Origin of the sequence: Piscinibacter defluvii (genome assembly GCF_004011805.1) — a bacterium.
Classification (GTDB): domain Bacteria; phylum Pseudomonadota; class Gammaproteobacteria; order Burkholderiales; family Burkholderiaceae_C; genus Piscinibacter; species Piscinibacter defluvii.
Genome location: NZ_RCHJ01000013.1, coordinates 156,688 through 170,845, shown reverse-complemented (window position 1 = coordinate 170,845; position 14,158 = coordinate 156,688). Strand labels below are relative to the sequence as shown.

Below are 14,158 nucleotides of genomic sequence, written 5' to 3'. Positions count from 1 at the left end.
GTCGGAGGCCTCCTCAGGAGTTGTTCGATTCGAAGAGTTGCAGCAGGCGGCGCGCCGCCACCGAAGGCGCCGATCGCGCGGCGCTCACCTCGGCCAGTGCGGCCGGCAGTTCGCGCTTCACCGCCGGGTGGGCGCGGAAATCGGCCAGCAGGCGGTTGCGCACCAGGTCCCACAGCCAGTCCTGTGCCTGGCGCTGGCGGCGCAGCGCGAAGGCGCCGCTGGCGCGGCGGGCCTCGACATGCTGCATCACGAGCGCCCAGAACGCGGCGACGCCCTCGCCCTTCAGCCCGCTGGCCTGCATCACCGGCGCCGCGGTGCCGTGCGCCGGGTTGCCCTGCTGGCCGAAGACGCGCAAGGCACTCGTGATCTGCGCCTGGGCGCGCGTCGCCGCGGCCGGATCGAGGTCGGCCTTGTTGATGACCACGAGGTCGGCCAGCTCCATCACGCCCTTCTTGATGGCCTGCAGGTCGTCGCCGGCGTTGGGCAGCTGCAGCAACACGAACAGGTCGGTCATGCCGGCCACCGCGGTCTCGCTCTGGCCCACGCCCACCGTCTCGACGATCACCACGTCGTGGCCCGCGGCCTCGCACAGCAGCAGCACTTCGCGCGTCTTCTCGGCCACGCCGCCGAGCGTGCCGGACGCAGGGCTCGGGCGGATGAAGGCCTCGTCGCGCACCGAGAGCTGCTCCATGCGCGTCTTGTCGCCGAGGATGGAGCCGCCAGAGACACTCGACGACGGGTCGACCGCCAGCACCGCGACGCGGTGGCCCTGCGCGATCAGTTGCAGCCCGAGGGCCTCGATGAAGGTCGACTTGCCGACGCCGGGCACGCCCGAGAGACCGATGCGCACCGCGTTGCCGGTGTGCGGCAGCAGCGCATCGAGCAGCGCGTCGGCACGCGCGCGGTGGTCGGCACGCGTCGATTCGAGCAGCGTGATGGCCTTGGCGAGCGCACGCCGGTCGCGCCGCCGTACGCCGTCGGCCAGGGCCTGGTCCGTTGCCGGCAAGGTCACGATCAGCCGGCTTTCAGGTTCGCCTTGATCTGCTCGAGCACGTCCTTCGCGCTCGCGGGGATCGGCGTGCCCGGGCCGTAGATGCCCTTCACGCCGGCCTGGTAGAGGAAGTCGTAGTCCTGGCGCGGGATCACGCCGCCGACGAACACTATGATGTCGTCCGCGCCCTGGGCCTTGAGCGCCTCGATGATGGCGGGCACCAGGGTCTTGTGGCCGGCGGCGAGCGTCGAGACGCCCACGGCGTGCACGTCGTTCTCGATCGCCTGGCGCGCGCATTCCTCGGCGGTCTGGAACAGCGGGCCGATGTCGACGTCGAAACCCAGGTCGGCGAACGCCGTGGCCACGACCTTGGCGCCGCGGTCGTGCCCGTCCTGGCCGAGCTTGGCGATCATCACGCGCGGGCGGCGGCCCTGCGCCTCGGCGAAGGCCGCGATCTCGCCCTGGAGCTTCTCCCAGCCCTCGGCACTGTCGTAGGCGGCTGCGTACACCCCGGTCACCTTCTGCGTGTCGGCGCGGTGGCGCCCCCAGACCTTCTCCAGCGCATCGCTCACCTCGCCCACCGTGGCCCGGGCGCGGATCGCCCGGATGCTCAGATCCAGCAGGTTGCCCTGGCCACTTTCCGCGCAGGCCGTCAGCGCGTCAAGACTGGCTTTCACCGCCTGGCCGTCGCGCCCGGCGCGCAGCGTGGTCAGGCGCCGGATCTGGTTCTCGCGCACCGCGTGGTTGTCGACCTCGAGGATCTCGATCGGCTCGTCCTTGGGCGGCTTGTACTTGTTGACGCCGACGATCACGTCGTGGCCCGAGTCGATGCGCGCCTGCTTCTCGGCGGCGCTGGCCTCGATCTTCAGCTTGGCCCAGCCGGAATCGACCGCCTTGACCATGCCGCCCATCGCGTCCACCTCCTCGATGATGGCCCAGGCCTTGTCCGCCATCTCCTGCGTGAGCTTCTCCATCAGGTAGCTGCCGGCCCAGGGATCGACGACGTTGGTGATGTGCGTCTCCTCCTGGATGATCAGCTGCGTGTTGCGCGCGATGCGCGCGCTGAACTCGGTGGGCAGCGCGATCGCTTCGTCCAGCGCATTGGTGTGCAGGCTCTGCGTGCCGCCAAACACCGCAGCCATCGCCTCGATCGTGGTGCGCACCACGTTGTTGTACGGGTCCTGCTCGGTGAGGCTCCAGCCCGAGGTCTGGCAGTGGGTGCGCAGCATCAGGCTCTTCGGGTTCTTCGCGCCGAAGCCCTGCATGATCTTCCACCACAGCAGACGCGCGGCGCGCATCTTGGCGATCTCGAGGTAGAAGTTCATGCCGATCGCCCAGAAGAAGCTGAGCCGCCCGGCGAACTCGTCCACGTCCAGGCCCTTGGCGAGCGCCGTCTTCACGTACTCCTTGCCGTCGGCCAGCGTGAAGGCGAGCTCCAGCGCCTGGTTCGCCCCTGCCTCCTGCATGTGGTAGCCGGAGATGGAGATCGAGTTGAACTTCGGCATGTTCTTCGCCGTGTACTCGATGATGTCGCCGATGATCCGCATGCTCGGCGCGGGCGGGTAGATGTAGGTGTTGCGGACCATGAACTCCTTGAGGATGTCGTTCTGGATGGTGCCGCTCAACTTGTCCTGCGAGACGCCCTGCTCCTCCGCCGCCACCACGTAGCCGGCCAGCACCGGCAGCACCGCGCCGTTCATCGTCATCGAGACCGAGACCTTGTCGAGCGGGATGCCGTCGAACAGGATCTTCATGTCCTCGACCGAATCGATCGCCACGCCGGCCTTGCCGACGTCGCCGGTCACGCGCGGGTGGTCGCTGTCGTAGCCGCGGTGGGTGGCCAGGTCGAAGGCCACGCTGACGCCCTGCGCGCCGGCCGCCAGGGCCTTGCGGTAGAAATCGTTGCTGGCCTCGGCCGTCGAGAAGCCGGCGTACTGGCGGATCGTCCACGGCCGCACCGCGTACATCGTGGCCTGCGGGCCGCGCACGAAGGGCGCGAAGCCGGGCAGCGTGTCGGTGTAGCGCAGACCCTGCAGGTCGGCGGCCGTGTAGAGCGGCTTGACGACGATGCCCTCGGGCGTGGTCCAGTTCAGCGCCTCGACCGCGCCACCCGGCGCGGACCGGGCCGCGGCCTTCTGCCAGGCGGCGAGGTCGGCGGCGTTCGGCAAGGTGTCGTCGTGGGCCATGAAAGCGTCTCCTCGGCGGGGCTGGACGGGGGATCGGGCCTCATCCATAATTCAAAATTGAATTATATGTTCCGGTAACCGGCTTTCGTCCAGCTTTCAAGCCCGTCCGTCATGGCCACCTCCTCTGCCGATGTCCGCCTCGACGCCGCCGGCCGCCCGCCGGCGCGGCTCGCCGAGCGTGCCTTGTACGAGCAGGTGGCCGACCGGCTGCGCCAGCGCATCCTGGCGCACACGCTCGCGCCGGGCAGCTGGATCGACGAGCAGGCGCTGGCCGCCGAATACGGCATCAGCCGCACGCCGTTGCGCGAGGCGCTCAAGGTGCTGGCCGCCGAGGGCCTGGTGACGATGAAGCTGCGCCGCGGCGCCTACGTCACCGAAGTGTCGGAACGCGATCTGTCCGAGGTCTTCCATCTGCTGGCCCTGCTCGAGAGCGATGCCGCTGCGGCGGCCGCCGAGCGCGCCAGCGAGGCCGAACGCGCCGAGCTGCGTGCCCTCCACGCCGAGCTGGAGGCGAGCGTGGCCGACCGCGACCGCTTCTTCGCCGCCAACGAGCGCTTCCACCTGCGCCTGCTGGAGATCGCCGACAACCGCTGGCGCATCCAGCTGGTGGGCGACCTGCGCAAGGTGATGAAGCTCAACCGCCGCCAGTCGCTGCTGCGCCAGGGCCGCATCGAGGCCTCGCTGCGCGAGCACCGGGCCGTGATGGCCGCGATCGAGCAGCGCGACGGTGCCCGTGCCCAGTCCCTGATGCGCGCCCACCTGGATGCGGGGCGCGAGGCCGCCACCCTCTCCTGAGGGCGGCTTCTGCCCGCGGCGACAATCGCCGCATGGCCCGCCCCATCCTCGCCGTGATCGCCGCCGTCGCCCGCGACGGTGGCATCGGCCGTGGCGGCGAACTGCTGTGGCAGGAGAGCGAGGACCAGAAGCACTTCCGCCGCGTCACGATGGGCTGCCCCGTCGTGATGGGCCGCAAGACCTGGGATTCGCTGCCCGAGCGTTTCCGCCCGCTGCCGGGGCGGCGCAACATCGTCGTCACGCGCCAGGCCGGCTGGCAGGCCAGCGGCGCCGAGCCGGCGGCCTCGCTGGACGACGCGCTGCGGCGCTGCCGTGCCGCCACCCGCGTGTTCGTGATCGGCGGCGGCGAGCTCTACGCGCAGGCCGTGCCGCGCGCGGACGAACTGGTGCTGACCGAGGTCGACGCCAGCTTCGACGCCGACACCTTCTTCCCCGCCTGGGACCGCGCCGCCTGGCGCCTGGTCGAGAGCGAGCCGCGCCAGACGGCTGCGGGCCTGACCTACCGCTTCAACCGCTACGAGCGTCGCCGCGCGGCGTGAGGCGCAGGCCGCGGCCGTCCGCCGCCGCCTGACCCGCCGCCCCGCGCCGCAGCACCGCGTCGACCGGTGCGGCCGGTGCGGCCGGCCGCGCGGCCGGTGAAAACCCGCCCGCGTCTTTGCCAAATCGTGATATCGGCCCCCCGGCCCGCTTTCCAGAATGCGTGCCAGACGAGGGCCCGGCCTGCCGGCCGGCATGAGGAGAACACGATGACTGCACGAGCAAGGCCTCGGCGCACGGCCCGGCCATGGGCGGCCGCGCTGCTGATGCTGGCCACCTCGGCCGGCATGGCCGCCAGCAAGGCGAAGCCGGCCGAACCGCCGCCCGAACTGCCCGCCGAAACCCTGGTCGGCTCGACGCTCGAGGGCGCCACCAGCGAGCGGGTGTATGTCGGCGACGTCGCCATCTCGCACATCGTCGACGGCCGCCTGCGGGTGTTCGACGCGCGCGCCGGCAAGCTGCTGGGCATGATCAACACCGGCTACGCGGGCAACTTCGCGCTGTCTGAAAAGGCCGACGAGGTCTATGTCGCGACCACCTACCTCAGCCGGGGCGGGCGCGGCGAACGCAGCGACATCCTGGAGGTCTGGGACACGCAGACGCTCGCCTTCAAGTACGAGGTGCTGCTGCCGCCCAAGCGCGCGCAGACGCTCAACTACCGCGGCCTGGTGCGGCCCACCGGCAACGGCCGCTTCGTGCTGGTGCAGAACGCCACGCCGGCGACCTCGCTCACGGTGGTCGACCTGGCCGAGCGCAAGGTGAGCACCGAGGTGCCCACGCCGGGCTGCTGGGGCGTGCTGCCGGCAGCCAGCCACCCGAGCCGCTTCGCGATGCTGTGCGGCGACGGCAAGCTCGCCACCGTGACGCTCGACGACAAGGGCCAGGTCGCCGACCGGCAGGTCAGCGAGAAGGTGTTCGACGCCGACAACGACGCCTGGTTTCACAGCGCCGAGCAGATCGGCGACCGCTACTGGTTCGCCAGCTTCAAGGGCACGCTGACCGAGGTCGACGTCTCCGGCGCCGTGGCGCAGGTGAAGGGCGCGCGCAGCATCGTCAACGCGGCGCAGCAGAAGCAGGGCTGGCGGCCGGGCGGCTACCAGGCCTTCGCGGTGCACCCCTCGGGCCGCTGGGCCGTGGTGTCCATGCACGACAAGGGCCGCGAGGGCTCGCACAAGACGCCGGCCAAGCAGCTCTGGGTGGTCGACCTGGAAAGCGGCAAGCGCCTGGCCACCGCGCCCGGCCAGGGCTCGGCCTCGCTGACCTTCTCGCGCAGCGGCAAGCGGCTGCAGGCGCTCGATGGCATGACCGGCGCGCTGCGCGTGTGGGACTGGAACGACAGCGGCAGGCTCAAGCCCGTGGCCACCGTGAAGGCGGCCGGCGAGGCGGCGCTGCAGCTCGAGTCGCACGACTGAGGGCGCCGCGATGTTCGCCCCCGTCGACCCCCTGCTCGCCTGGCTGGCCGCGGCCTGCCTCGCGACCCTGTTCGCGCACGCCGCCGTCGCCAAGGTCGGCGACCCGGCGCTGTTCGAGCAGCACCTGGCCGCGTTCGGCGTGCCCGACCGCCTGCTCGCCCTGCTGGCGCGTGTGCTGCCCGCGGCCGAGGCGCTGGCTGCGCTGCTGCTGCTCACGCCCTGGCGCGCCGCCGGTGCGGCGCTGGCGGCCGCGCTGCTGCTGGCCTACGCCGCCGCGATGGCGCTGCCGCTGGCGCGCGGCCGGCGGCCCGACTGCGGCTGCGGCGGCGAGCCGCTGCCGGTGTCCTGGGCGCTCGTGCTGCGCAACGGGCTGCTCGCGGCGCTGGCGCTCGTCGCCGCCGCGCCGCTGCAGCCACGCGCGATGAGCCTGGCCGACTTCCTCGTCGTGGCCGCCGCGCTGCTGCTGGCCACCCTGCTCTACGCGGCGCTGCACCAGGTGCTGCGCCACCGCGCGCCGACGCTGCGCCCGCTTTTCAGAAGGACCTGACCATGGACGTGCTGTCTGTTTCCATCGTGCTGCTGTGGACCGCGGTGATCGCGCTCGGCGTGCTGCTGTGGGCGCTGTCGCGCCAGGTGGGCGTGCTGTTCGAGCGTGTCGCGCCGATGGGTGCCCTCGTCACCGACGCCGGCCCGGAAGTCGGCGCGGCCTCGCCGAGCTTCAGCCTGCGCGGCATCCAGAGCGAGCCGGTGGTCATCGGCGGCGCGAGCACCACGCCGACGCTGATCTTCTTCCTCGCGCCCACCTGCCCGGTGTGCAAGAAGCTGATCCCGGTGCTCAAGGCGCTGGCGCGCGACGAGAAGCAGCGCCTGGCGATCGTGCTGGCCAGCGACGGCGAGCAAGCCGAACACCTGCGCTTCGTGCGCGAGCAGGGGTTGGAGGCGCTGCCCTACGTGCTCTCGACCGAACTCGGCATGAGCTACCGCGTGTCGCGCCTGCCGTATGCCGTGCTGCTCGATGCGCAGGGCACGGTGGCCTCCAAGGGCCTCGTCAACTCGCGCGAGCAGCTCGACAGCCTGCTCAACGCCCACGACATGGGCGCGCCGACCATCCAGCACTACCTCGGCGGCTCGGCCGCCTGACCCCGGAGCACTCGACCATGCGCGGACTCCTCTCCCTGATCGACCGGCTCACCGAGCGCAGCGTGCGGCGCGTGGCCCACAGCCACGGGCGGCGCAGCCTGGTCACGCGGCTCGGCGTGGCGCTGGTGGGCGGCGCGCTGCTGCCGATGCTGCCGTTCGACCGCAGCGGCCAGTTCGGCTCCGCCCATGCGGCGGGACACGGCGGCGGCAAGGGCCGCAAGCTCGCTGCCAACCAGGACCCGACCCAGTGCGAGTACTGGCGCTACTGCGCCTTCGACGGCTACCTGTGCACCTGCTGCGGCGGCTCGCTGACGCAATGCCCGCCGGGCACCGAGGCGTCCAAGGTGTCCTGGGTCGGCACCTGCATGAACCCGCAGGACGGCCGCCAGTACCTCGTGTCCTACAACGACTGCTGCGGCAAGGCCTCGTGCGGCGAATGCCTGTGCAACAACAACGAGCGCGAGCGCCCCGGCTACCGGCTCGGCGTGCACAACGACATCAACTGGTGCATGGCGAACACGAGCTCGATGTTCCATTGCACGACCTCGGTGATCGTCGGGGTGGCATGAAGGCACGGTGCGTCCTCGCCGCGCTGCTGGCCTCCGGTGCACAGGCGGCGCCGGACGGCGCGGCACTGTTCGCCCAGCATTGCGCGCCCTGTCACCAGGCCGACGGCAGCGGCACCGTGGGCCTGGCCCCGTCGCTGAAGGGCGAGCACTGGACCCGGCTCGGTGCCGAGCGCGGCTACCTGGCCGCGGTGCTGACGCATGGCCTGTCGGGCCCGATCAAGGTCAACGGCCAGCCCTTCTCCGGCAGCATGCCCGCGTTCGCGGCGCAGCTCGACGATGCGTCGCTGGCGGCCGTGGCCACCCATGTGCGCAGGCTGCAGGGTGCGGAGGCGGCCTACACCGCCGAGGAGCTGAAGGCCGCGCGCGAGAAGCCGGGCGGCCCGCCGCAGACCCGCGCGCTGCGCACGCAGCTGCTGGGGCCGTGATGCAGGCGCCGCGCGCCCTGCTCTGGCTCGCCGCGCTGGCACCGGCCGCGGCGTGTGCGCTCGGCGGCGTCAACACCACGCTCGGCCGCCAGGTGCCGGCACGCGCCGACGCGCCGGCCGTGGCCAGCGTCAGCCAGCCGCGCTCGCACTTCGTGCTGCACTGCGCCGGCTGCCACGGCGTGGACGGCTCGGGCTCGAAGCTCGGCTACGTGCCCGACATGCGCCGGCTGGGCGACTTCCTGCGCGTCGAGGGCGGCCGCGCCTTCGTGATCAGCGTGCCCGGCGTGATGGGCTCGGGCCTGAGCGACGCGCAGGTGGCCGAGGTCACGAACTGGGTGCTGGCGACGATCGCCCGCGACTCGGTGCCGCCCGAGCACCGCCCCTTCGATGCCGCCGAGGTGGCGCGCGCCCGCGCCGCACCGCTGGTGGACGTGGGCCGCGCCCGCAAGGAGATCCAGGAGCGCGCCCGAGCGCTCGGCATCACGATCGACTGAGTTCATTCACGACAAGGGACAGGCGCCGCCACGGCGCGAGGAGGGAACCGATGAATCGTTGGACACGGGGGGCCGCGGCCGTCGCGCTGCTGGCCGGGGGCGCGCTGGCTTCGACGGCGGCGCTGGGAGCCACCGAGGCCCAGGCCCAGGCGCTCGGCAAGGACCTCACGCCGATGGGCGCCGAACGCGGCGCCAACAAGGACGGCTCGATCCCCGCCTGGAACGGCGGCGACCTGAAGGCCCCGGCCGGCTGGAAACCCGGCCAGGCGCGGCCCGACCCCTACGCGGCCGACAAGCCGCTCTACAGCATCGACGCCGGCAACGCCGACAAGTACAAGGACCGGCTCAGCGACGGCCAGCTCGCGCTGCTCAAGCAGCTCAAGGGCTACCGCATGGACGTCTACCCGACGCGCCGTTCCTGCGGCTACCCGCAGCCCGTCTACGACAACACGCGCAAGAACGCCACCAGCGCCAAGCTGGCCGCCAACGGCATCGACATCGGCGGCGGCGTCACCGGCGGCGTGCCCTTCCCGATCCCGGAGAACGGCACGCAGGCGATGTGGAACTACAAGATGCGCTGGGTCGGCGAGGGCCGCAGCGAGCGCTACTCGACCGTGTTCTCCTCGCCCGGCGACGGCAAGTTCGTGCCGCTGGTGCAGGACCAGCTCACCGCCACGCCGCTGGGCAACCTGGCCGGCAAGCCGGTGAACGAGGGCGACGGCCTCGAGTGGCTGGTGCTCAACGAGGTGGTGACGCCGGCGGCGCGCACCGGCGAGATCATCCTGATCCACTACTACCAGGCCAAGGACAACGACGCCTGGCTGTACTTCCCCGGCCAGCGCCGCGTGCGCCGCGCGCCGACCTTCGCCTACGACAACCCGGTGCCCGGCTACGAGAACCTGCTCGCGGTCGACCAGTACCCGATGTTCGGCGGCCGGCTCGACCGCTACGACTGGAAGCTCGCGGGCAAGCAGGAACTGATCGTTCCCTACAACACCTTCCGCTTCAACAACCAGGACGCCAAGCTGGTCGACATCTTCGGCGCCGACTACCCGAAGCGCGAGCTGATCCGCTACGAGGCGCACCGCGTCTGGAAGATCGAGGCCACCGTCAAGGAAGGCCAGCGCCACCAGTTCCCCAAGCGCACGATCTACCTCGACGAGGACACCTGGGCGATGGTGGCCGCGGACAACTACGACGCGCAGGGCAAGGTGTGGCGCGTGCAGGAGAGCTACCCCTACGTGGCCTGGGAACTGCCGGCCTGCGTCTACCAGGGCTACATCGTCTACGACCTGAACGTCGGCCGCTACATGGCCGACAACATGCCGCAGGAGGGCAAGGTCGACTGACTCGCCGGCCGCGAGGGCCGCATCGACATGAAGCGCTTCAACCCGGACGAGCTGCGCCGGGCGGGCTCGCGCTGAACGAGGGCAGGAGGACCACGACATGAAGATGACCCCCCTGGCCCTGGCCGCCATGACCTTGCCGGCGCTGCTGGCCGCGCTGCCGGCGCAGGCGGTGCGCAGCGTCAACGAGAACGGCACCGAGCTCGACTTCAGCTCGACGCTCTCGTTCGGCCTGCAGGTGCGCACGCAGAACCGCAGCAAGCTGGCGATCGGCAACGACAACGGAGGCAACGTGCCCACCGGTGCGGCGCTCGGCTCGCAGCTCAACGGCCCCGGCAACGACGGCGCCGCCAACCCCGACTTCAACGTGCTGAACGCCGACGACGGCAACCTGAACTACGACCGCTGGGACATCGTCTCCGCGGCGCTGAAGGGCACGCACGAGTTCGGCCTGAAGACCACCGACGGCTGGCGCGCCCTGGTGCGCGGCACCTGGGTGGGAGACTTCAAGGCCGGCGACACGCGGCGCACGCCGCTGTCGGAGGAAGCCAAGAAGATCGCCACCCGCAACGTGACGCTGCTGGATGCCTGGGTGTCGAAGGACCTGAAGTTCGGCGACCGCAACGCCACGGTGCGCCTGGGCAACCAGGTGCTCTCGTGGGGCGAGGACATCTTCATCCTCGGCGGCATCAACCAGATCAATGCCTTCGACCTGCGCAAGATCCACACGCCCGGCACGCAGGTCAAGGAGATCCTGCGTCCGGCGCCGATGCTCTCGCTGAACACCGGCGTGACCGACACGATGAGCGCCGAGGCCTACTACCAGTTCCGCTGGAACGCCTTCCGCTTCGACCCGGTGGGCACCTTCTTCTCCGGCGCCGACGTGGTGGGCGCCGGGCAGCGGCCGGCCTACATCCCGAGTTCGTCGCTCACCGCCTTCGGCCTGTGCACCGCGCCCACGCCCTGCGGCGACATCGGCAGCGGCATCCAGAACGGGGTGAACGTGGTGCCGTTCGAGGACGACAAGCGCCCGCCCCGGGGCGGCCAGTTCGGCCTGGCGATGCGCTTCAAGCCGAAGAGCATCGACACCGAGTTCGCGCTGTACTACGAGCGCTACCACGACAAGCTGCCGTTCACGACGCTGTTCACCGACCCGACGTTCGCCCAGTACAACGCCGCCAACATCGGCTACTACAACGAGTACGGCAAGAAGAAGAACCTGTTCGGCGCCTCGTTCAACACCAAGCTCGGCCCGGTGGCGGTGGGCGGCGAGCTGTCGTACCGGCCGCGCGACTCGGTGGCGATCGACCCCTCGGTGCCCTTTGCCGGCGCCTACAGCATCTTCGACGCCGATACCCCCGGGCCGACCAAGACGGTCAGCGCCAGCGACCGCATCACCGTGCGCGGCTACGTCGAGGAGAAGAAGGTCCAGGCGCACCTGACGGCGCTGTACTTCACCGAGGTCAACTCGCCGCTCGGCGCACTGGTGCGCACGCTTGGCGCAGCCGAGGGCACGCTGCTGGCCGAGGTGGCGGTGACGCACTACCCCGACCTGCAACTGGGCAAGATCCCCTACCTGATCTTCCCCTCCTACGAGAGCCCGACCAAGACCTCCTGGGGCTACGCGATGGAGTTCGACCTGTCCTACCCGCGCGTCTGGGGCAGCGACTGGAACCTGGTGCAGGTGACGGTGTTCACGCACGACGTCAGCGGCATCTCGCCGAACACGCTGCCGTTCGTGAAGGGCCGCAAGTCGCTCTTCGTCGGCTTCAACTTCGACAACAGCGCGGTGTGGAAGGCGCAGGTGGGCTACACGACCTTCTTCGGCGGCGGGTTCTCGAACCTCATCCGCGACCGCGACAACCTCGCGGCGAGCGTCTCGTACAGCTTCTGACGCGCGCATGCTCGCCCGCTTCGTGCTCGCCTGCGAGCGCGTGATCTTCGGCCACCGCGCCGCGGTGCTGGCGCTGCTCGCGCTGGTCACCGCGGCGGCGGCGGTGTTCGCCGCCCGGCTGCACATGACGGCGGGCTTCGGCAAGCAGCTGCCGCTGGGCCACGAGTACACCGAGACCTTCGTCAAGTACAAGGACGTGCTGTTCGGCGCCAACCGGCTGATCGTCGTGGTGCAGGCGAAACAGGGCGACATCTGGTCGCCGGCCACGCTGAAGAAGCTCAATGAGGTCACCCAGGCGCTGATGTACCTGCCCGGCGTGGACCGGCGCTCGGTCTCGTCGCTGTGGACGCCGAACACCCGCGTGATGCAGGTCACCGAGGAGGGTTACGAGGCGCGCGACGTGATCGGCGGCGACATCACGCCCGAGAAGCTTGACGCCGCGGCCGTCGCGAAGATCCGCGACAACGTGGTCCAGGGCGGCTACGTCGGCTCGCTCGTCGCGAGCGACTTCTCCGGCGCGATGGTCACCGCCGACCTGCTCGACGCCGACCCGCGCAGCAAGCAACCCACCGACTACATCGCGCTCGGCCCCGAGATCGAGAAGGCGCTGCGCACCGCCTTCGAGGACGACGCGCACGAGATCCGCATCATCGGCTTCGCCAAGCAGATCAGCGACATCGCGCAGGGCGCGCAGGGCGTGGTGGTGTTCTTCGCGCTGGCCTTCGTGCTGACGGCGCTGGCCGTCTGGTGGTACTGCCGCTCCTGGGCCTTCACCGCGGCGGCGCTGGTGTGCTCGCTGGTCTCGCTGGTGTGGCAGTTCGCCTCGCTGCAACTGCTCGGCTACGGGCTGGACCCGCTGGCGATCCTGGTGCCCTTCCTGGTGTTCGCGATCGGCGTCAGCCACGGCGTGCAGCAGATCAACACCATCGTGCGCGAGATCGGTGCCGGCACCACGCCGTTCGACGCCGCGCGGCACAGCTTCGGCGCGCTGTTGGTGCCCGGCACGATGGCGCTGGTCACGGCCTTCGTCGGCTTCGCGACGCTGCTGCTGATCCCGATCCCGATGATCCGCGAGCTGGCGATCACGGCGTCCCTGGGCGTGGCCTACAAGATCGTCACCAACCTGGTGATGCTGCCGGTGGTGGCCTCGTACGTGCGGCTGCCGGCCGACTACGGGCAGCGCCTGCAGGGCATCCGCGAGCGGCGCTCGATGGCGGTGGTGGCTCTGGCGCGGCTGGCCGAGCCGCAGCCGGCGCGCCTCGTCGTCGCCGTGGCGGCGGTGCTGTTCGGGCTGGCCGTCTGGGGTGCGCGCGACCGCCACGTCGGCTACGTGCAGCCCGGCGCACCCGAACTGCGCGACAGCGCGCGCTACAACCGTGACGCGGTGGCGATCGCCGAGAAGTTCTCGGTCGGCCTGGACGTGCTGACCGTGGTGCACGAGACGCCGGCCGAGGCCTGCTACGACCGCACCACGATGTCCTTCATCGACGACCTCGCTTGGGAGCTGGCCAACACCGAGGGCGTGATCGGCACCGCCTCGCTGCCGGCACTGGTGAAGCTCGGCGCGGCCGGCTTCAACGAAGGCAACCCGAAGTGGGGCGACATGCCGCGCGACCGGCGCTCGATGGCCAGCTTCATCGGCCTGGTCGGCGAGGGCTCGGGCCTGTACGACCCGCGCTGCACCGTGCTGCCCGTCAACGCCTTCCTGACCGACCACAAGGCCGACACGATCAAGCGCGTGGTCGCCACGGTGAAGGAGTTCCGGGCACGGAACTCGCTCGAGGGCGTCACCGTGCGGCTGGCCAGCGGCAACGCCGGGGTGCAGGCCGCCACCAACGAGGTGCTGGAGGCGACCGAGCTGCCGATGATGCTGTACGTCTACGCGACCATCGTGGTGCTGGTGTTCCTCACCTACCGCGACTGGCGTGCCGTGGTGGCCTGCTGCCTGCCGCTGACCCTGGCCACCTTCGTCGGCTACTGGTTCATGAAGGTGCTGGACATCGGACTGACGGTCGCCACGCTGCCGGTGATGGTGCTGGCGGTGGGCATCGGCGTGGACTACGCGTTCTACATCTACAACCGGCTGCAGCTCTACCTGGCCGACGGCCTGGAGATCGTGCCGGCGTTCCGCCGTGCACTGGCCGAGACCGGCATCGCCACCGTGTTCACCGCGATCACGCTGTCGGTGGGCGTGGCCACCTGGGTGTTCTCGCCGCTCAAGTTCCAGGCCGACATGGGCCTGCTGCTGGCCTTCATGTTCATGCTCAACATGCTGATGGCGATCACCGTGCTGCCGGCGCTCGCCGTCACGCTGGACACGCTGATCCCGCGCCGCGGCCCCGTGCACCGCCCCTTCATGGCCCATTGAA

General features: G+C 70.6%; 13 protein-coding genes. 11 read left to right on the top strand and 2 right to left on the bottom strand.

Annotated features, from left to right (window positions below; translation table 11 throughout):
- Window positions 1–13 precede the first annotated feature (13 nt).
- Complete coding sequence (meaB, locus tag D9C15_RS20265) at window positions 14–1,006, bottom strand: methylmalonyl Co-A mutase-associated GTPase MeaB (RefSeq protein ID WP_375138811.1); 993 nt, start codon at window positions 1,004–1,006, stop codon at window positions 14–16.
- Window positions 1,007–1,014: 8 nt separating this feature from the next.
- Window positions 1,015–3,177: a methylmalonyl-CoA mutase gene (gene scpA / locus D9C15_RS20260; RefSeq protein ID WP_128000276.1), complete on the bottom strand. Its 2,163-nt coding sequence runs from the start codon at window positions 3,175–3,177 to the stop codon at window positions 1,015–1,017.
- Between the two features lie 111 nt (window positions 3,178–3,288).
- Here scpA and D9C15_RS20255 point away from each other — a divergent pair, with 111 nt between their 5' ends.
- The 11 genes from D9C15_RS20255 to D9C15_RS20205 all read left to right on the top strand — a co-directional run bounded on the left by D9C15_RS20255 (window position 3,289) and on the right by D9C15_RS20205 (window position 14,157).
- Window positions 3,289–3,972: a GntR family transcriptional regulator gene (locus D9C15_RS20255; protein WP_128000275.1), complete on the top strand. Its 684-nt coding sequence runs from the start codon at window positions 3,289–3,291 to the stop codon at window positions 3,970–3,972.
- Window positions 3,973–4,004: 32 nt separating this feature from the next.
- Window positions 4,005–4,511 carry a dihydrofolate reductase gene (locus tag D9C15_RS20250; protein WP_128000274.1) on the top strand — a complete coding sequence of 169 codons (507 nt, stop codon included), beginning with the start codon at window positions 4,005–4,007 and terminating at the stop codon, window positions 4,509–4,511.
- Between the two features lie 207 nt (window positions 4,512–4,718).
- Entirely contained in the window at window positions 4,719–5,921 is a 1,203-nt protein-coding gene (locus D9C15_RS20245) for an amine dehydrogenase large subunit (RefSeq protein WP_128000273.1), read from the top strand.
- Between the two features lie 10 nt (window positions 5,922–5,931).
- Window positions 5,932–6,468, top strand: a complete 537-nt coding sequence (locus D9C15_RS20240) for a MauE/DoxX family redox-associated membrane protein (protein ID WP_128000272.1) — start codon at window positions 5,932–5,934, stop codon at window positions 6,466–6,468.
- A 2-nt stretch (window positions 6,469–6,470) separates the two neighbouring features.
- Window positions 6,471–7,061, top strand: coding sequence for a methylamine dehydrogenase accessory protein MauD (mauD, locus tag D9C15_RS20235; RefSeq protein ID WP_128000271.1), 591 nt, complete (start codon window positions 6,471–6,473; stop codon window positions 7,059–7,061).
- A gap of 17 nt (window positions 7,062–7,078) precedes the next feature.
- Window positions 7,079–7,630 (top strand): methylamine dehydrogenase light chain, encoded by a 552-nt coding sequence (locus D9C15_RS20230; protein ID WP_128000270.1) that lies wholly within the window; start codon window positions 7,079–7,081, stop codon window positions 7,628–7,630.
- Window positions 7,627–8,055, top strand: coding sequence for a c-type cytochrome (locus D9C15_RS20225; protein WP_128000269.1), 429 nt, complete (start codon window positions 7,627–7,629; stop codon window positions 8,053–8,055). Before D9C15_RS20230 ends, D9C15_RS20225 begins: the two co-directional genes overlap by 4 nt.
- On the top strand, window positions 8,055–8,549 hold the full coding sequence (locus D9C15_RS20220) for a c-type cytochrome (RefSeq protein WP_128000268.1): 495 nt from the start codon (window positions 8,055–8,057) through the stop codon (window positions 8,547–8,549). The genes D9C15_RS20225 and D9C15_RS20220 overlap by 1 nt, the downstream gene beginning before the upstream one ends.
- 50 nt (window positions 8,550–8,599) lie before the next feature.
- Window positions 8,600–9,898 (top strand): DUF1329 domain-containing protein, encoded by a 1,299-nt coding sequence (locus D9C15_RS20215; protein WP_205854856.1) that lies wholly within the window; start codon window positions 8,600–8,602, stop codon window positions 9,896–9,898.
- A 97-nt stretch (window positions 9,899–9,995) separates the two neighbouring features.
- Entirely contained in the window at window positions 9,996–11,789 is a 1,794-nt protein-coding gene (locus D9C15_RS20210; protein WP_128000267.1) for a DUF1302 domain-containing protein, read from the top strand.
- Window positions 11,790–11,796: 7 nt separating this feature from the next.
- Window positions 11,797–14,157: an efflux RND transporter permease subunit gene (locus D9C15_RS20205; RefSeq protein ID WP_128000266.1), complete on the top strand. Its 2,361-nt coding sequence runs from the start codon at window positions 11,797–11,799 to the stop codon at window positions 14,155–14,157.
- The last annotated feature ends 1 nt before the right edge of the window (window position 14,158 follow it).